Below are 17,462 nucleotides of genomic sequence, written 5' to 3'. Positions count from 1 at the left end.
GCGTCAGTCCTTCACCGCGCCGCCGAGCCCGGAGACCAGGCGGCGCTGTACGAGTACGAAGAAGACCAGCACGGGGACGGTCATGACGGTGGACGCGGCCATGATGCCGCCCCAGTCGTTCTCGTCCGGCTTGAAGAAGACCAGCAGGGCCATGGGCAGCGTCGACTGCGACGTGTCGCTGATGAGGAACGACTTGGCGAACAGGAAGTCGTTCCACGTCGAGATGAACGAGAAGACGCTGGTCGCGACGAGCCCGGGGAGGACCAGCGGGAAGAGGATCTGCCACAGGAACCGGGCGCGGCTCGCGCCGTCGACGTACGCGGCCTCCTCCAGCGCCTCGGGCACGGCCCTGACGAAGCCGCGCAGCATCCAGATCGCGAACGGGAGGGAGAAGGCGATGTGCGGCAGGATCAGCGAGCCGAGCGTGTTGAGCTGGCCCAGGTCCCGCATGAGGAAGAACAGCGGGATCGTCAGCGCCTCGACCGGCACCATCTGCGCGATCAGGAACATCACCAGCAGCGTGGTGCGGAACCGGAAGCGGAAGCGGGTGACCGCCGTCGCCGCGAGGAACGCGATCAGCGCGGAGGCGAGGACCACCGCCCCGGCGACGAACAGGCTGTTGAGGAAGTAGCGGCCGAAGTCCTGCTGTTCGAAGACGCGGCGGAAGGAGTCGAGCGACGGGGAGAGGGTCCAGGGGCGGGCGTCGGTGGACTGGATCTCGCCCGCCGGCTTCAGCGCGGAGAGCGCCATCCAGTACAGCGGGAAGGCGACGACGGCCGCGATCAGGAGCGCGGCGGCCTCGGCGGCCAGGCGCCGGGGGCGGTGCGTACGCATCACAGTTCCTCTCCCTGCCGCCGCACGATCCGGAGGTGGACCAGCGTGATCGCCAGCAGGATCAGCAGCATGACGACGCCTATCGCCGCGCCCAGGCTGTACTGGGAGGACGCGAAGGCCGTCTGGTACGCGTAGACGTTGAGGACGAGGTTCTGGCCGGCGATGCCGCCGCCGTTCGTCATCACGTAGATCTGGGTGAAGACCTTGAAGTCCCAGATGACCGACTGGATGGTGACCACCAGCAGCACGGGGCGCAGGATGGGCGCGGTGACGGAGCGCCAGGTGCGCCACTGGGAGGCGCCGTCGAGCGCGGCGGCCTCCAGGACCTCGGCGGGGACGGCCCTGATGCCGGCGTAGACGGTGACCATCACGAACGGGAACGAGCACCAGACGACCTCGAACAGGACGAGCGCGAAGGCGCTGTAGCGCCCGTACGTCCAGGAGAAGTCGCCGAGCCCGAGCATCCGGTTGACGGGGCCGGAGTCGGGGTCGAAGAGGAACACCCAGACGGTGGACCCGGTGACGGCGGGCGTCGCCCACGCGCCGAGCGCGGCGAGCATGAGGACGAGGCGGGGCAGGGCGCGGATGCGGGTGAGCAGGACGGCGAGGGCGCAGCCGACGGCCAGGGTGGTGACGACGCACGCGGCGGCGAACACGACGGTGGCGAGGAGCACCTGCCGGAACTGCGGGTCGCGCAGGAGGGCGGCGTAGTTGCCGAGCCCCTGGAAGGAGGTGGGCTCCCCGCCGCTGACCTGGGCCTGGGTGTACTCCAGCAGCGAGATGAGCCCGAGCTGGTAGACGGGGTACACCAGGAGGCCGCCCAGCACCACGAGCGCGGGTGCCAGGTAGATCCACGGAGCGCGTCCCCCGTCCAGGCCCCGTGCCGGCCTCCGACGGGGGCGGCGGCGGGACGAGGACGGGAACGGGGACGCGGTCGCGGTCGGGAGCGGCCGTCCCGGCGACGGGCCCGGCGCCGTTCCGGAACCGGGGCCGGGGCCGGGGCCGGGGCCTCGTCGCGCGGTGGGCGCGGTGCGCCCGGTGTCGTGCGTCATGGGTCAGCCCGCCGCCGAGGCGAAGGCCGCGTCCATCTTCTGCGCCGCGTCCCGGGAGGCCGTCGCCACGTCCTTCCGGCCGCTCACGATCTCCTGGAACATCGTCGGCAGCACCAGCGAGGCGTCGATCCGCCCCCAGGCGGGCGAGGCGGGGACGAACCTGGCCCCGGCGGCGAGCGTGTCGATGAACGGCTTCACGAACGGCTGCTTGCGCGCCGCCTCGGCCCGCACGTCCGTGTACGTCGGCAGGAAGCCCATCGCGTCGAACAGTCGGCGCTGCGTGTCCTTGCCGGCCAGCGACTTCATCAGGTCCACCGCCAGCGTCCGGTGCGAACTGCTGCGCAGTACGCCGACGTTGTTGCCGCCCGCGAACGCCGGGGCGATCGACCCCTCCGTCACCCCGGGCAGCGGGACGACGGCGTACCTGCCCTTCGCCGCGCCCGCCTCCACCGCCGCGTGGCTGAAGTCGCCGCCGATCGCCATGGCCGCCCTGCCCGAGGCGAAGGCGGTGACGGTCGCGTTGCCGCCCATCGAGGCGCACTTGGCGGCCGGGCAGTTGTCGTCGCCGAAGAGCGAGGTGTACGCGGCGATGCCCCTGCGGGCGGCCGCGCCGTCGACGGCCGACGTGTACGAACCGCCGCCGGGGGTGGCGAGTTCACCGCCGTGCGCCCACAGGAAGGGCAGCGCTCCGTAGGTGTACGCGCCGCCGACCGCGATGCCGTACAGGCCGGGCTTCGCCGCGCGGATCCTCTTCGCGGTCGCTATCAGTTCGGTCTGCGTCCTGGGTGGCCTCAGGCCCAGTTCTTGGAACACGTCGGTGCGGTAGTACAGCGCCCGTACGCCGACGAAGAGCGGCGCGCCGTACACCTTGCCGTCCACCGTGACCGACGCCCGGGCGGCGGGGTCGGTGTCCCGGGCGTCCGGCCACGCCGCGAACTCGGCGCTCACGTCCGCCAGTCCGCCGTCCTCGACGTACCCGGCGGTGTCGGTGTTGCCGTACTCGATGACGTCCGGCGCGCTCGCGGGGTCGTTGAAGGCGGCCTTGACCCGCTGGGCGCGGGTGTCGACGGGGATGTACTCGACCTGGACGTCGGCGCCCGGGTGCCGCTTCTCGAAGGCGGTGACGGCGGCGTCGACGACCTGTTCCTTCGGCCGGTTGTCCACCTCCTGGAAGAGCCAGACGCGGAGCGTGCCGGTCCGGTCGTCCCCCTCGGCGCCGTTGTCGGAGGTCTGCGGGGCGCACGCGGCCGCCACCAGGACCAGCGCTGCGGCGACGGGGGCGACGAGTCGGGCAGGAAGCTTCATGGCGGGTTCCCCTCCGAAGGCGTTGCAGCATACGCAACGGTCGTTTCGTGCTGCACAACAGCAGGAGGTTAGAACGGGCCGGGGAACGCCCACAAGAGGTCTCGACCATCCGTGATCGAACGACGAAGGCCCCCGGCCGCGTACGCGTGTACGCGGCCCGGGGGCCTTCGTGGCTCGGCGGCCGTGGACCTACTTCTTGTCCTTGCCGCCCTTGTCCTTGTCGCCACCGGCGCCCATGGACTCGTAGATCTCCTTGCACATGGGGCAGACCGGGTACTTCTTCGGGTCCCGGCCCGGCACCCAGACCTTCCCGCACAGCGCCACCACGGGAGTGCCGTCGAGGGCGCTCGCCATGATCTTGTCCTTCTGGACATAGTGGGCGTAGCGCTCGTGGTCGCCGTCGCCGTGCGACACCTGCGGCGTCGGCTCTACGAGGGTCCCCGTACCTGCCCCGCGCTCGGGCTCAAGAGTGCTCATGAGCTCCAAGGGTACCCACGTCGGCGCCGTCCCGGGAGCGAGGCCCCGCGCACCCCACCGGTGTCCGCCGGCGCACGGGGTGTGAAGCCGCTCACGCGCGGGGCGCCCCGCGCTCCCCCGGTGCGCATGTCCGGCAGATGGCCGAAATTCATCGTATTACCGTACGTCCGCCCCGGCCGGGCTCAGTTCAGCGACGGGTCGTCCGGGTACGTGGCGATCATCGCCAGTTCGCTCCGCTGGCGCCTGAGCACCTCGCGCCACAGGCTCTCCGGCCGCGGCGAGGAGACGTCCCCCGGCTCGGAGTCCACGACGAACCACGCCCCCTCGGCCAGCTCGTCCTCCAGCTGACCCGGCCCCCACCCCGCGTACCCGGCGAAGATCCGCAGGCTGCCCAGGGCCGCGGCCAGCAGCTCCGGCGGGGTCTCCAGGTCGACCAGGCCGATGGCGCCGTACACCCTCCGCCAGCCCAGGGGGCCCTCGTCACCGGGGATGACGGCGAGCCCGAGGGCGGCGTCGAGGGACACCGGGCCGCCCTGGAACACCACGCCCGGTTCCCCGGCCAGCGGGGCCCACCCCTCGAGGATGTCGCCGACACCGACCGGTGTCGGGCGGTTGAGGACCACGCCGAGCGAGCCCTCGTCGTCGTGATCGAGCAGCAGCACCACCGCGCGGTCGAAGTTCGGATCCGCCAGCGCGGGGGTGGCCACGAGCAGCCGTCCTGTGAGCGAGGACACCTCGGTCATGCCAGACATGATCCCGCATCCCGGCGCTTCGCGGGGGGCGAGCGGCCGACTCGGCCACGGCCGGCGGCGAACCGCAGCTCATGAGGCACCCGTGGGCCCCCCTGGCCGAAAGCGGATCGTAACCGTCCGCAAGGAGTGGAGGACGGAGGGTGTTGTGCCGAATTCATTACATCTGCCGGGCGTCCCCGGGCTACCGGAAAGGCCGCCCCGCCCCCTTACCCTTTTCCCTGGCCCCCTGCCCGACCTCTCCGGAACGCGAGATTCATGACCGGCACAGACGATGTACTGCTTGTCCACGGCGGAACCCCGCTGGAGGGCGAGATCCGCGTCCGCGGCGCGAAGAACCTCGTGCCCAAGGCGATGGTCGCCGCCCTGCTCGGCAGCGGGCCGAGCCGGCTGCGCAATGTGCCCGACATCCGTGACGTCCGCGTCGTCCGCGGACTGCTCCAGCTGCACGGCGTGACCGTGCGGCCCGGTGAGGAGCCGGGCGAGCTGGTGCTGGACCCGACCCACGTCGAGTCCGCCAACGTCGCCGACATCGACGCCCACGCGGGCTCGTCGCGCATCCCGATCCTGTTCTGCGGCCCGCTGCTGCACCGCCTCGGCCACGCCTTCATCCCGGGCCTGGGCGGCTGCGACATCGGCGGCCGGCCGATCGACTTCCACTTCGACGTGCTGCGCCAGTTCGGCGCGACGATCGAGAAGCGCGCGGACGGCCAGTACCTGGAGGCCCCGCAGCGACTGCGCGGCACGAAGATCCGGCTGCCCTACCCCTCGGTCGGCTCGACCGAGCAGGTGCTGCTGACGGCCGTCCTTGCCGAGGGCGTCACCGAGCTGTCGAACGCGGCGGTGGAGCCGGAGATCGAGGACCTCATCTGCGTCCTGCAGAAGATGGGCGCCATCATCTCCATGGACACCGACCGGACGATCCGGATCACCGGTGTCGACAAGCTCGGCGGCTACACGCACCGCGCGCTCCCCGACCGCCTGGAGGCGGCCTCCTGGGCCAGCGCGGCCCTGGCCACCGAGGGCAACATCTACGTGCGCGGCGCCCAGCAGCGCTCGATGATGACCTTCCTCAACACGTTCCGGAAGGTGGGCGGCGCCTTCGAGATCGACGACGAGGGCATCCGCTTCTGGCACCCGGGCGGCGCGCTCAACGCCATCGCCCTGGAGACGGACGTGCACCCGGGCTTCCAGACCGACTGGCAGCAGCCGCTGGTGGTGGCCCTGACGCAGGCCGCCGGCCTGTCCATCGTCCACGAGACGGTGTACGAGTCGCGGCTCGGCTTCACCTCCGCGCTGAACCAGATGGGCGCGCACATCCAGCTGTACCGGGAGTGCCTGGGCGGCTCGGACTGCCGCTTCGGCCAGCGCAACTTCCTGCACTCGGCGGTCGTGTCCGGCCCGACGAAGCTGCAGGGCGCCGACCTGGTCATCCCGGACCTGCGGGGCGGGTTCTCGTACCTCATCGCCGCCCTGGCGGCGCAGGGCACGTCGCGGGTGCACGGCATCGACCTGATCAACCGCGGCTACGAGAACTTCATGGAGAAGCTCGTGGAACTCGGCGCGAAGGTCGAACTCCCGGGCAGCGCGATCGTCTGACGCCCCGTGAGCCGTACCGACGGCCCCTCGCCCCGTGCGAGGGGCCGTCGGGCGTTCCCGGGCCCGTGCACGGCCGTACGGGCGTCCGGAAGCCGTTGCGCGGGCCACCCGCGCGACCCGCGGGGGCCGTTGACGGCGGTCGCGCGCCCCGCCGGCCGGCCCCGCCCCCGGGCCGGGACCGCCGGGCGGCGGCGGACCGGCCCGCGGAGGGCCCCAGAAGGCCCTGTACGGGACGTACAGGGCGTACCGCACCCCAACGGGCCGCCCCGTCCGCCGCACCGTCTCCACACCGCCTCCACGCGCCTCGCGGGCGGGCGGCCGGCGGGGGCACGCGGCGGGACACGCGGAAGGGCGGTCACCCACCGGTGGGGTGACCGCCCTTCTCGAGCGCCTGGGGACTTACTTGCCCTTGGCGGCTTCCTTGAGCTTGGAGCCCGCGGAGACCTTCACGCTGTAGCCGGCCGGGATGTTGATCGGGTCGCCGGTCTGCGGGTTACGAGCGGTGCGAGCGGCACGGTGGGTGCGCTCGAAGGTCAGGAAGCCGGGGATGGTGACCTTCTCGTCGCCCTTGGCGACGACCTCGCCGACGGTCTCGGCGAGCGCGGCCAGCACGGCGTCGGCGTCCTTGCGGGTCACCTCGGCACGGTCGGCCAGGGCGGCCACCAGCTCACTGCGGTTCATGTTGTACTCCCGTGTTCTTCTTGCTGTTGAGGCGTGCCACGCGGCGAAGCCGCATAGTGGGCACAGCGAAGCCGATGCTGCCAGGGCCCTTGGACAGTCCCCGGACCCGGGTCTGCTGTCAGACCCTCGCGCCCGAATACGCATCCTGCCCCCACCAGCGGCGGGAAAGCCAATCCGGCACCCTCCGGAGTCACACGAAAAGCGCCACAGCCCCGCCGTGGTGACGTTGAGTCGACTGTGCCGGGACTCCCCGGAGCCGAACCGCCACCCTAAAGGCGGCTTCACGGCCCGGGGACCCGCGACGCGCCGGAGGTCAGGCGGACGTGGGCGCCGTCACACCGGCACCGGCGGCCTTCGCCGCGTCGCGGACCGCGCCCGCGACCGCGCCGGCGACCTTGTCGTTGAACACCGACGGGATGATGTAGTTCGGGTTCAGCTCGTCCTCGGTGACGACGTCCGCCAGCGCGGCCGCCGCCGCCAGCATCATCTCGGTGTTGACCGTGCGGGACTGCGCGTCGAGCAGACCGCGGAAGACGCCCGGGAAGACCAGGACGTTGTTGATCTGGTTGGGGAAGTCCGACCGGCCGGTGGCCACAACTGCCGCCGTCTGGCGGGCGATTGCGGGCTCGACCTCCGGGTCCGGGTTCGCGAGCGCGAACACGATCGCACCGTCGGCCATGGCCGCGACGTCGTCGCCGGAGAGCACGTTGGGGGCGGAGACGCCGATGAAGACGTCGGCGCCGCGCACGGCTTCCTTCAGGGTGCCGGTGACGCCCTCGGGGTTGGTGTTGTCGGCGATCCAGCGCAGCGGGGACTCGGGGTCGGCGGAGACGAGGTCCTCGCGGCCGGCGTGCACGACGCCGTGGATGTCGGCGACGACGGCGTGCTTGACGCCCGCCGCGATCAGCAGCTTGAGGATGGCCGTGCCGGCCGCCCCGGCGCCCGACATGACGACGCGGACGTCCCCGACGGCCTTGCCCACCACGCGCAGCGCGTTGGTCAGGGCGGCCAGGACGACGATCGCGGTGCCGTGCTGGTCGTCGTGGAACACCGGGATGTCCAGGGCCTCCCGCAGCCGCGCCTCGATCTCGAAGCAGCGGGGCGCGGAGATGTCCTCCAGGTTGATGCCGGCGAAGCCGGGGGCGATCGCCTTGACGATCTCGACGATGGCGTCGGTGTCCTGGGTGTCCAGGCAGATGGGCCAGGCGTCGATGCCGGCGAACCTCTTGAAGAGGGCCGCCTTGCCCTCCATGACCGGCAGCGCGGCCTTGGGGCCGATGTTGCCGAGACCGAGCACGGCGGAGCCGTCCGTCACGACTGCGACGGAGTTGCGCTTGATGGTGAGGCGGCGGGCGTCCTCGGGGTTCTCGGCGATGGCCATGCAGACCCGGGCCACACCGGGCGTGTAGACCATGGAGAGGTCGTCACGGTTGCGGATGGGGTGCTTGGACGCCATCTCGATCTTGCCGCCGAGGTGCATCAGGAACGTACGGTCGGAGACCTTGCCGAGGACGACGCCCTCGATGCCGCGGAGTTTCCCGACGATCTCCTCGGCGTGGCCGGTGGAGGTCGCGGCGATGGTGACGTCGATCCGCAGCTTCTCGTGGCCGGACGCGGTGACGTCGAGGCCGGTGACCGAGCCGCCGGAGGATTCCACAGCCGTGGTGAGCTGGGAGACCGCTGTTCCGCTCGCGGGCACCTCCAGCCGGACCGTCATCGAGTACGAGACGCTGGGCGCCGTTGCCATGGCCGTGTTCCTCTGCTTTCCCTGGTTTCGTTGCCGCCCCGCGTCCGGCGGGTGGCCGGGGCGGAGCCCTCCGATGGTCGCACCTACCTGCGAGTAGCAGGTAATAGCGGTCGTTTCGGTCGTACGCATTTCGGAAACTGTTTTCCACCATACGAGAGATCATGGCTCCGGCGGAAGTCCCGGGGCATGAAACGACAGCAGGTCCGTGCCATCGGACGATGACACGGACCTGCTGTGTACGACTTGAGTGGCACCGACCCGCCATGCTCGCCTCGCGGCAAGTGGTCGCTCGTAGCGACGAAGGTTGGGCCCGGGGGCTTGGATCGGGCCGGTGCCAACACCCAGGCTAACAAACCGCCCCGGAAAGTGATTCCCTCCTCGCCGGACCGCCCCCGATCGGCCCCCGCCCGGGCGTCCGGCGCGGAGCGGGCGTCAGTCCCGGAGCAGGTCGGGGACGCCGGCCTCGTCCGGGTCGTCCCGGCGGCCCGACAGGACCGTCAGCTGCTGGGTGGCGCGGGTGAGCGCCACGTAGAGCACCCGCAGGCCGGCCGGGGACTCGTCGGCGATCTCGGCCGGGGAGACGACGACCGTCGCGTCGTACTCCAGCCCCTTCGCCTCCAGGCTGCCCAGCGCCACCACCCGGTCGCCCAGGTCCGCCAGCCAGCGCGCCGCCTGCTCGCGCCGGTTCATCGCGACCACGACGCCCACCGTGCCGTCCACCCGGTCCAGCAGGCGCCGCGCCTCCTCGCGCACGGCCTCGGCCAGGTCCCCGTCCCGGACGGCGACGAAGCGGGGCTCCACGCCCGTGGAGCGGACCGCCCGCGGCGCCTCCATGCCCGGCATCGCCAGCGCCAGCACCTTGGCGGCGAGCTCGGCGATCTCGGCCGGGTTCCGGTAGTTCACGGTCAGCTCGAAGCGTCGGCGCGGCCGGCTGCCCAGCGCCTCGTCCCGCGCCTCGGCCGCCTCCTCCGGCACCGACCAGGACGACTGGGCCGGGTCGCCCACCACCGTCCACGTCGCGTGCCGCCCGCGCCGGCCGACCATCCGCCACTGCATGGGCGTGAGGTCCTGCGCCTCGTCCACGATGACGTGGGCGTACTCGGTCCGCTCCTGGGCCAGCCGCTCGGCCCGCTCCCACTGCGACTCCTCGCGCACCGGCATCAGCTCCTCCAGGCCGGTGAGCTGGTCCAGCGGGTCGAGCTCCCGCTTGCGGCGCGGCCGTGCCGGGGCGCCCAGCAGGGTCTGGAGCTCGTCCAGCAGGGCCACGTCGTGCACGGAGAACCCGTCGCGCCGCAGGGAGCGCGCGAGGCGCCGCACCTCGCCCTGGTTGAGCACCCGGCGCGCCCAGCGGCCCAGCCGCTTCTCGTCGGCCATCGCCTCCAGGACCCGCCGGGGGGTCAGCTCGGGCCACCAGGCGTCCAGGAACGCGATGAAGCTGTCCTCGGTGGTCACGTCCTCGTCGAACGAGGAGCGCAGCTCGGCGGCGAGCTCCGGGTCGCCCGGGTGCCGGGAGCCCGCGCCCGACTTGGCGTACAGGGCGTCGAGCAGCAGCTTGCGGGCCCTCGGGCGCAGCAGGTTGACCGGCGCCGTGCCGCCGAGGGCGGCGTGCCGGACACGGGTCAGCTCCTCGCCCTCCAGCTCCAGGCGCCGCCCGAAGGCCACCACCCGCAGCCGCTCGGGCGCGTCGCCCAGTTCGAGGGCGCCCCGCACGGCCTTGCGCAGCACCGCCCGCATCCGGGAGGAGCCCTTCACGCGGGCGACGGCCGGCTCGTCGTACGCCGTGGCCTCCACCCCGTCGACCAGGCTGCCGACCGCGCGGATCGCCACCTGGCCCTCCTCCCCCAGCGAGGGCAGGACGCCCTCGGTGTAGGCGACCAGCAGCGGGGTCGGCGAGACGATGAGGATGCCGCCCGCGTATCTGCGCCGGTCCTGGTAGAGCAGGTAGGCCGCGCGGTGCAGCGCGACGGCGGTCTTGCCGGTGCCGGGGCCGCCCTCGACGTACGTGACGGAGGCGGCGGGCGCGCGGATGACCAGGTCCTGCTCCGCCTGGATGGAGGAGACGATGTCGCGCATGGTGTGGCTGCGCGCCTGCCCGAGGGCGGCCATCAGCGCGCCGTCGCCGATCACGGCCAGGTCCTCGCCGCCGAGGCGGGCCTTCAGCTCGGGGCGCATCAGGTCGTCCTCGACGCCGAGGACCTTGCGGCCCCGCGAGCGGATGACCCGGCGGCGCACCACCCGGCCGGGTTCGACCGGCGTGGAGCGGTAGAACGGCGCGGCGGCGGGGGCGCGCCAGTCGATGACGAGCGGCGCGTAGTCGGAGTCCAGGACCCCGATGCGGCCGATGTGGAGGGTCTCCCCGATGTCGGCGGTGCCGTCCTGCCGTACGGCGTCGTCGGCGGGCTCGACGGAGGTGTACGCGCCGTCGGGGCCCTTCTTGCCGTCCTTGCCGTACAGCAGGTCGATCCGGCCGAAGAGGAAGTCCTCGTACTCGTTGTTGAGCCGGTTGAGGTGGATACCGGCCCGGAACACCTGGGCGTCCCGCTCGGCGAGCGCGCCGGGCGTGCCCACCTGGCCGCGCTTGGCGGCGTCGTTCATCAGGAACTCCGCCTCGTGGATCTTCTCCTCGAGGCGGCGGTACACCTGGTCCAGGTGGTCCTGTTCGACACCGATCTCGCGGTCCCGGATCGTGTCCACACCACGGTCGGCTTCCTGCGCGGCCACCGGGCCCCCTTCTGACGTGCTGGGCAGCCGTCGAGCGTACGCCACAGGAGGGGCATATGTCAGGCGGTGGCCGCGGGGACCTCCACCAGTCGCTCCCCGTCGAAGGTGCGGACCTCGAAGTGATCGATGTCGTTCCGGTCCATGGCGGCACCTCCGTGGACGTACAGCGGGTTCTTGCCCGTCTCGTGGGTGCTGCCCGGGATGCCGTAGCCCCACTTCGGGACCGCCCAGGACGTGACGACCTCCTCCTCGCCGGTCTTGGAGACGGCGATCAGGTTGCACTTGAGCGGGCCCTTGACGTTCCTGAGCTCCAGGACCGTGTGGGTGCCCCAGGCCTTCTTCTCCATGCCGACGGTCGCGCTGACCTTGGTCGACGCGTCGGTGTGCTGGACCTTCTCGGCCATGTGGTTGAAGAAGGCGTCCTCGGCGGGACTGGTGGGGTGCGGGTCGAGCGCCTGGTTGGTCCGGTTGGCCGGGTCGTCGCCGGAGGTGGCGACGAACGCGGTCGCCGGACCGGCGATGATCAGCGCGGCAGCCGCCGCGACCAGGAATCGGCTGCGGCGGCGGCGCTGGGCGCGCTTGAGCGCGACTTCGTCGACCAGGCGGTCGAGCATCGGTGCCGGTGGGGCGCCCGGCGCCCCGGGCCGTTCGGGCATCGGCAGCACGACGGGCCGGGACGCCGGGCCGGGGGCCTCGGCGAGCATGGCCAGCATCGGCTCCATCCCGGAGAACTCCTCCAGGTGGTGGGCGCACAGGTCGCAGCCCGCCAGATGCGCTTCGAAGGCGGTGGCTTCGGCGCCGTCCAGAATGCCGAGCACATACGCGCCGACTGCGTCGTGCACCGACTCGTTCCCCTGCGGAGCGTGGTGCGACGTCATGCCGAGATCCCCCTCTCCTCCAGCGCGAGCTTCATGGAACGCAGTGCGTAGAACACGCGGGACCGCACGGTCCCGCTGGGTATGCCGAGGATTTCGGCAGCCTCGTTGACCGTACGCCCCTTGAAATATGTCTCGACCAAGACTTCCCGGTGAGCCGGGGTCAAATCGTCGAGCGCATCAGAGAGCGTCATCAGCCACAACGCCTTGTCGATCTCGTCCTCCGCGGGCATGACCTCGAGCGGCGACGGATCGACCTCCTGCGGCCGGGCTTGCCGGCTGCGGTGGCCGTCGATGACGATGCGCCGGGCGACCGTCACCAGCCAGGGTCGGACAGAGCCGGTCGCCCGATTGAGCTGACCGGCGTTCTTCCAGGCACGGATGAGCGTCTCCTGTACGACGTCCTCGGCGCGCTGGCGGTCGCCGGCGACGAGGCGCAGTACATAGGCGAGCAGGGGCCCGGCGTGTTCACGGTAGAGAGCACGCATCAACTCTTCGTCCGGGACGTCCGGTTGGGTGCGTGCGGGCACCGCTCTGTGCCGGGCGCGATGCGTCCCACGACGGTCATCGGCCACGGCGGCATCCTTGCGCACCTGGAACCTCCCGGTCGAGACCTTGATCTGACTCGCTGTCCCCCATCACTACGTGGGGGGCGGGAAGGTTTACTCAACGCGGGGAGATTTTTTTCTCAGGAAGTTTCGTAACTACCCGTGTGTACGCGCCCGGTGGCGTGCGACGCGCTCCCGGTTGCCGCACATCTCGCTGGAGCACCAGCGGCGGCGGCGCCCCCGGGATGTGTCGAGATACACACGGCGGCAGCCCTCCCCGGCGCACTGGCGCAGCCGGGAGAGGGTGACGGGGTCGGTGAGCAGGTCGACGGCGTCGCGGGCGACGGCCGCGAGGAGGGCGCCGCAGTCGGGCGGCACCGCCAACGCCCGTACGAGTCCGCCGTCCTCGCCCCGTACCGCCAGGGGCGCGGGGGGCGGGGCGGCGGCGAGGGCGTTGAGGTGGTCCAGCCGGGGGGCCGCGTACCGTCCGTGACCGGCGAGCTGGTCGCGCACCAACTGGTCCACGTCGCGCGCCAGTTCCGCGAACCGTTCCGCCCACCGCGCGTCGACCCCGTCGAGCGGGGTGCCGGCCGGTACGAGCCCGGCGGCGTGGAGCCACCGCGCGAGCCGCCCCGCGTCGGACGGCGGGTCGGCCATCAGGTCCAGGCAGAGCCGCCCGGAGTGGAACCGCCATGCCACCATGCGCCCCAGAGTGCCCGTCCGGACGCGCCACCGGAACCCCGCCTGCCCGACCGGGCGCGGGCCGGGCGGGGCTGGCGGGGCGGACGGGGAGGGCCGGCCCCGTGCCGTGAGCGCCCGCCGGGGCTCACGCGTCGGCGTACTTGGCGTCCGCCTCGGGGTCCAGGGCGAGGCGGTAGCCCCGCTTGACGACCGTCTGGATGAGCTTGGGCGCGCCCAGGGCGGACCGGAGGCGGGCCATCGCGGTCTCCACCGCGTGCTCGTCGCGGCCCGCTCCGGGGAGGGCGCGCAGCAGGTCGGCGCGGGAGACGACCCAGCCGGGGCGGCGGGCCAGCGAGTGGAGCAGGGACATGCCGGCCGGCGGCACCGGGCGCAGGTCGCCGTCGACCAGGACGGCGTGGCCGCGGATCTCGATGCGCCGCCCGGCGACCGGCAGGGTCCGGGCGCGGGAGGGCAGTTCCTGGCACAGCGACTGGACCAGGGGGCCGAGCCGGAAGCGGGCCGGCTGGACGGTGTCGATGCCGTGCGCCTGGAGGGGCAGGGCGGTGACCGGCCCGACGCAGGCGGCCAGCACGTCGTGGCGGAGCGCGTCGAGCAGGTCCGGCAGCAGGCCCCGGTCCTGGGCGCGTGCCAGCATCGAGGCGCCCGCCGGGGCGCTGGTGAAGGTGACCGCGTCCAGCGACCGGGAGACCGTGGCGTCGATGAGGCGGTCCAGGGGCGCCAGGTCCTCGGGCGGCATCCACCGGTAGACGGGGACGACCACGACCTCGGCGCCCGCGGCGCGCAGCGCCTCGACGAAGCCGGGCAGCGGCTCGCCGTGCAGCTGGAGCGCGACGCGCCGCCCGGTCATGTCCTGGCCGAGCAGCCGGTCCAGGACCTCGGCCATGGAGTCCGAGGCGGGCGACCACTCCTCGGTCAGCCCGGCCGCCCGTACGGCCCCCTTGACCTTGGGGCCGCGGGCGAGGACCTGGGCGGCGCGCAGCCGGTCGAGGAGTTCCTCCCCGTACCCCCAGCCGTCGGCCGCCTCCAGCCAGCCCCGGAAGCCGATCGCGGTCGTGGCGACCACGACGTCCGGGGCGTGGCCGATGAGGGCCTTGGTGGCGTCGAGGAGTTCGGCGTCGTCGGCGAGCGGCACGATCCGCAGTGCCGGGGCGTGCTGGACGGCCGCGCCGCGGCGCTCCAGCAGCGCGCCCAGTTCGTCCGCGCGGCGGGCCGCGGTGACGCCGACGGTGAACCCGGCCAGCGGGCCGTGGGAACCATGCTCGTGCTCGTGCATGACATCAGAGAGTGGCAAGGGTCCGTGACAGTCCCGGATCGGTGACATTTCTCCCCCGTTACGTACGGCGCCGCGGCGTGCCACTCGCGTCACACCTCGGAGTAGCTGAGCTGCCGCTTGGCGGGCACCTCCAGCGGACGGCGAAGGTATACCGCCCAGGTGACGGTCAGGCAGGCGGCGTAGAAGAGGAGGAAGGCGACGAAGGCGGCGGTGCCGGTGCCGGCGGTCTGGAAGGACTGCCGGAAGGCCAGGTTGATGGCGAGCCCGCCGATGGCGCCCACGGCGCCGATGAGGCCGATCGCGGCACCGGAGATCCGGCGTCCGTACGCCGCGGCCTCCTCGCCCTCCAGGCCGATGGCGTGGGCCTTGGCCTGGAAGATGGCGGGGATCATCTTGAAGGTGGAGCCGTTGCCGAGCCCGCTGAGGACGAACAGGGCGATGAAGCCGACGAGGAAGACCGGCAGCGACTCGATGACGGAGGCGTAGACGACCACGCCGGTCGCGGCGGCCATGGCGACGAAGGTCGCCACCGTGATGCGGGCGCCGCCGTGCCGGTCGGCGAGGGAGCCGCCCAGCGGCCGGATCAGGGAGCCGAGCAGCGGGCCGATGAAGGTGAGGGACGCGGCCTGGAGCGGCGTGCGCCCGAACTGGGTCTGGAGCACCAGGCCGAAGGCGAAGCTGTAGCCGATGAACGAGCCGAAGGTGCCGATGTACAGGAACGCCATGATCCAGGTGTGGGCGTCCTTGACGGCCTCCTTGACGGCTCCGGTGTCGTTCCTCACGGGCGCCAGGTTGTCCATGTACAGCGCGGAGCACAGCGCGGCGACCACGATCAGCGGGAGGTAGATGCCGAGCACGACCCGCGGCTGGGCCGCCCCGGCGGTGCCGATGACCAGCAGGCCGATGAGCTGGACGACGGGCACGCCGATGTTGCCGCCGCCGGCGTTGAGGCCGAGGGCCCAGCCCTTCTTGTGGAGCGGGAAGAAGGCGTTGATGTTCGTCATCGACGAGGCGAAGTTGCCTCCGCCGACGCCGGTGAGGGCGGCGACGAGGAGGAAGGTCGTGTACGACGTGCCCGGCTCCATCACCGTGTAGGCGGCGCCCGTCGGCAGCAGGAGCAGCAGCGCGCTGAGGATCGTCCAGTTGCGGCCGCCGAAGCGGGCGACGGCGAAGGTGTACGGGATCCGGATCAGGGCCCCCACCAGGGTCGCGACCGCGATGAGGGAGAACTTGCCGGCCGGGTCGATGCCGTACTCCGGCCCCATGAACAGGACCATCACCGACCACAGCGACCAGATGGAGAACCCGATGTGCTCGGAGAAGACGGAGAACGCCAGGTTGCGTTTGGCGATGCGCTCCCCCTTCTCCCGCCAGAAGGTCTCGTCCTCAGGGTCCCACTGCTCGATCCACCGGCCGCTCATCGCGTACCTCCACTGTGCTGTCAGGTCCTGAATCCCGTCAGGACCGACGCTAGGGAGGATGCGTTTCAGCCCGGTCATATGACGTGACCGGGCTGAAACCTTGCTCTCACCCGGGGCTCGGGCTCACTGTGAGCGGCGCGCTCGCCGGCGCGCTCGCGGGCTTGCTCAGCGGCGCGCCTTCTTCGGGGCGCCGTTCGGCCAGAGCCGGGGACTGCGCTTGGCGGCGACGTCCTCCAGCCATCCCACCGCCATGATCATCAGCCCGATCAGCGGGAAGACGACGATCAGCATGAGCACGGTGTACGCGCTCTCCAGGTAGCCCGAGTAGGTCGGCCAGACGCCCGGGATCTTCCACAGCAGGTCGATGATCGGGATCGTGGCCATGATCAGCAGGTTGTGCCAGAGGTAGATCGTCACGGCCCGGTTGTTGGCGAGGGTCACCAGCGAGTCCCACGCGGCGAGCTTTCCGGGCAGTTCCTTCCAGGACGGCGAGTACTGGAGGAGGATCACGCAGAAGCCGAACGACCAGGTGGCCTGGGCGAGCGGGATGTCGTTGAGGTCCCAGCCGTCCGGGCCCAGGTGCCCGGACGCCCACCACAGGCCGAAGGCCATGATCAGCGCGGACACGGAGACCGAGATGTACCGGGGGACCTTCTGGAACAGGCCCTCGTTGTGCGCGAAGCCCAGCACCCAGCACGAGCCGTAGCAGGCGAAGTCGGTGATGGCGTTGCCGGTCTCACCGGGGATCTTGATCAGGCCGGAGCCGACGATCGCGGTGAGGCCGAGCGGCGCGAGCAGGGTCACCCACGGCAGCCTGCGGAACGCCCACAGCAGCAGCGGCGAGGCGATGACGAACCACAGGTAGGCGCGGATGTACCAGAGGGGCCCGGCGGCCTGCACGGCCCAGGTGTCCTCCAGCAGACCGGACTGGCTGCCGCTGTGCCAGGGGAACGGCGGGGCGCCGATCGGGAAGATGTAGGTGGCCAGCTTGGCGAACCACCACAGGCCCTCTTCCTTCAGCGGCTTCCAGCCGAAGTAGAGCATGATCGGTACGACGGTGAGGGAGAACGCCCACATGGGCGGCAGCAGCCGTCGGACACGCCCCCGGATCACGCCCCACGCGGGCCGCGACAGCGAGCGCGCCATCAGCGACCCGGCGAGCGCGAACATCACGCCCATGGACGGGAAGAGGACGGTCAGCCAGGCCCAGCCGAAGATGTGGTAGACGATCACGCGGAGGAGCGCGATCGCCCGCAGCAGGTCCAGGTAGCGGTCACGGCCGGGCCGCGCGGCCGCCGGGGCGGGGCCGCCCGCGACGGTCGCCTTGTGCCGGGCGCGCGGTACGCCTCCGGTGGTCTCCAGGGCGGTTTCCGGCGCGGTCGTCGTGCCGGCGCTCCCCGGGGCGGCGCGGCGCGTGCCCGGGTCGTCCGCCACCAGGGCGCCGGCCCCGTGGGCCGCCGCGTGGCCGGTGCCGGTGT

At 72.0% G+C, this 17,462-nt stretch carries 15 protein-coding genes; 1 reads left to right on the top strand and 14 read right to left on the bottom strand.

Features of this window, described 5'->3' with window-relative positions; all coding sequences use genetic code 11:
- Positions 1 to 3 precede the first annotated feature (3 nt).
- From A4V12_RS27715 to A4V12_RS27695, 5 genes are all read right to left on the bottom strand, one after another.
- The gene (locus A4V12_RS27715) at positions 4 to 834 is read right to left on the bottom strand and encodes a carbohydrate ABC transporter permease (RefSeq protein WP_064072174.1); all 831 of its coding nucleotides are present in this window, start codon (positions 832 to 834) and stop codon (positions 4 to 6) included.
- Positions 834 to 1,886: a carbohydrate ABC transporter permease gene (locus tag A4V12_RS27710; RefSeq protein ID WP_064072173.1), complete on the bottom strand. Its 1,053-nt coding sequence runs from the start codon at positions 1,884 to 1,886 to the stop codon at positions 834 to 836. Before A4V12_RS27710 ends, A4V12_RS27715 begins: the two co-directional genes overlap by 1 nt.
- A 3-nt stretch (positions 1,887 to 1,889) precedes the next feature.
- A complete protein-coding gene (locus A4V12_RS27705; protein WP_064072172.1) occupies positions 1,890 to 3,191 on the bottom strand; it encodes an extracellular solute-binding protein in 1,302 nt (433 codons plus the stop codon).
- Positions 3,192 to 3,380: 189 nt separating this feature from the next.
- The gene (locus A4V12_RS27700) at positions 3,381 to 3,668 is read right to left on the bottom strand and encodes a DUF3039 domain-containing protein (protein WP_023588437.1); all 288 of its coding nucleotides are present in this window, start codon (positions 3,666 to 3,668) and stop codon (positions 3,381 to 3,383) included.
- 182 nt (positions 3,669 to 3,850) lie between these two features.
- Positions 3,851 to 4,411: a YqgE/AlgH family protein gene (locus tag A4V12_RS27695; protein WP_064072171.1), complete on the bottom strand. Its 561-nt coding sequence runs from the start codon at positions 4,409 to 4,411 to the stop codon at positions 3,851 to 3,853.
- A gap of 264 nt (positions 4,412 to 4,675) precedes the next feature.
- Here A4V12_RS27695 and murA point away from each other — a divergent pair, with 264 nt between their 5' ends.
- Positions 4,676 to 6,016 carry a UDP-N-acetylglucosamine 1-carboxyvinyltransferase gene (gene murA / locus A4V12_RS27690; RefSeq protein ID WP_064072170.1) on the top strand — a complete coding sequence of 447 codons (1,341 nt, stop codon included), beginning with the start codon at positions 4,676 to 4,678 and terminating at the stop codon, positions 6,014 to 6,016.
- A 399-nt stretch (positions 6,017 to 6,415) separates the two neighbouring features.
- On the opposite strand, the gene A4V12_RS27685 is transcribed toward murA, so the two are convergent.
- From A4V12_RS27685 to A4V12_RS27645, 9 genes are all read right to left on the bottom strand, one after another.
- The gene (locus tag A4V12_RS27685) at positions 6,416 to 6,697 is read right to left on the bottom strand and encodes an HU family DNA-binding protein (protein ID WP_017237029.1); all 282 of its coding nucleotides are present in this window, start codon (positions 6,695 to 6,697) and stop codon (positions 6,416 to 6,418) included.
- Positions 6,698 to 7,010: 313 nt separating this feature from the next.
- Complete coding sequence (locus tag A4V12_RS27680; RefSeq protein WP_064072169.1) at positions 7,011 to 8,444, bottom strand: NAD-dependent malic enzyme; 1,434 nt, start codon at positions 8,442 to 8,444, stop codon at positions 7,011 to 7,013.
- Between the two features lie 432 nt (positions 8,445 to 8,876).
- Positions 8,877 to 11,165, bottom strand: coding sequence for a HelD family protein (locus A4V12_RS27675; protein ID WP_064072168.1), 2,289 nt, complete (start codon positions 11,163 to 11,165; stop codon positions 8,877 to 8,879).
- 59 nt (positions 11,166 to 11,224) lie between these two features.
- The gene (locus A4V12_RS27670; RefSeq protein ID WP_064072167.1) at positions 11,225 to 12,043 is read right to left on the bottom strand and encodes an anti-sigma factor family protein; all 819 of its coding nucleotides are present in this window, start codon (positions 12,041 to 12,043) and stop codon (positions 11,225 to 11,227) included.
- Positions 12,040 to 12,633 carry a sigma-70 family RNA polymerase sigma factor gene (locus A4V12_RS27665; RefSeq protein WP_064072166.1) on the bottom strand — a complete coding sequence of 198 codons (594 nt, stop codon included), beginning with the start codon at positions 12,631 to 12,633 and terminating at the stop codon, positions 12,040 to 12,042. The genes A4V12_RS27670 and A4V12_RS27665 overlap by 4 nt, the downstream gene beginning before the upstream one ends.
- A gap of 111 nt (positions 12,634 to 12,744) precedes the next feature.
- A complete protein-coding gene (locus tag A4V12_RS27660; RefSeq protein ID WP_064072165.1) occupies positions 12,745 to 13,290 on the bottom strand; it encodes a CGNR zinc finger domain-containing protein in 546 nt (181 codons plus the stop codon).
- 124 nt (positions 13,291 to 13,414) lie between these two features.
- The gene (locus A4V12_RS27655) at positions 13,415 to 14,563 is read right to left on the bottom strand and encodes a uroporphyrinogen-III synthase (protein ID WP_064072164.1); all 1,149 of its coding nucleotides are present in this window, start codon (positions 14,561 to 14,563) and stop codon (positions 13,415 to 13,417) included.
- An 89-nt stretch (positions 14,564 to 14,652) separates the two neighbouring features.
- Positions 14,653 to 15,984 (bottom strand): nitrate/nitrite transporter, encoded by a 1,332-nt coding sequence (locus A4V12_RS27650; RefSeq protein WP_064072163.1) that lies wholly within the window; start codon positions 15,982 to 15,984, stop codon positions 14,653 to 14,655.
- Between the two features lie 165 nt (positions 15,985 to 16,149).
- Positions 16,150 to 17,346, bottom strand: a complete 1,197-nt coding sequence (locus tag A4V12_RS27645) for an acyltransferase family protein (RefSeq protein WP_064072222.1) — start codon at positions 17,344 to 17,346, stop codon at positions 16,150 to 16,152.
- Positions 17,347 to 17,462: the final 116 nt, after the last annotated feature.

The sequence above is a fragment of the Streptomyces noursei genome, from assembly GCF_001646665.1.
GTDB classification, from domain to species: Bacteria; Actinomycetota; Actinomycetes; order Streptomycetales; family Streptomycetaceae; genus Streptomyces; species Streptomyces lavendulocolor.
This window is presented reverse-complemented; position numbering and strand designations above follow the sequence as displayed.

Excerpts from the sequence above, each read along its gene's own strand:
- A4V12_RS27705 (WP_064072172.1), bottom strand. The coding sequence starts at position 3,191 with ATGAAGCTTCCTGCCCGACTCGTCGCCCCCGTCGCCGCAGCGCTGGTC.
- A4V12_RS27715 (WP_064072174.1), bottom strand. The coding sequence starts at position 834 with ATGCGTACGCACCGCCCCCGGCGCCTGGCCGCCGAGGCCGCCGCGCTC.
- A4V12_RS27710 (WP_064072173.1), bottom strand. The coding sequence starts at position 1,886 with ATGACGCACGACACCGGGCGCACCGCGCCCACCGCGCGACGAGGCCCC.
- A4V12_RS27670 (WP_064072167.1), bottom strand. The coding sequence starts at position 12,043 with ATGACGTCGCACCACGCTCCGCAGGGGAACGAGTCGGTGCACGACGCA.
- A4V12_RS27660 (WP_064072165.1), bottom strand. The coding sequence starts at position 13,290 with ATGGTGGCATGGCGGTTCCACTCCGGGCGGCTCTGCCTGGACCTGATG.
- murA (WP_064072170.1), top strand. The coding sequence starts at position 4,676 with ATGACCGGCACAGACGATGTACTGCTTGTCCACGGCGGAACCCCGCTG.
- A4V12_RS27655 (WP_064072164.1), bottom strand. The coding sequence starts at position 14,563 with ATGCACGAGCACGAGCATGGTTCCCACGGCCCGCTGGCCGGGTTCACC.
- A4V12_RS27685 (WP_017237029.1), bottom strand. The coding sequence starts at position 6,697 with ATGAACCGCAGTGAGCTGGTGGCCGCCCTGGCCGACCGTGCCGAGGTG.
- A4V12_RS27680 (WP_064072169.1), bottom strand. The coding sequence starts at position 8,444 with ATGGCAACGGCGCCCAGCGTCTCGTACTCGATGACGGTCCGGCTGGAG.
- A4V12_RS27695 (WP_064072171.1), bottom strand. The coding sequence starts at position 4,411 with ATGACCGAGGTGTCCTCGCTCACAGGACGGCTGCTCGTGGCCACCCCC.
- A4V12_RS27650 (WP_064072163.1), bottom strand. The coding sequence starts at position 15,984 with ATGAGCGGCCGGTGGATCGAGCAGTGGGACCCTGAGGACGAGACCTTC.
- A4V12_RS27700 (WP_023588437.1), bottom strand. The coding sequence starts at position 3,668 with ATGAGCACTCTTGAGCCCGAGCGCGGGGCAGGTACGGGGACCCTCGTA.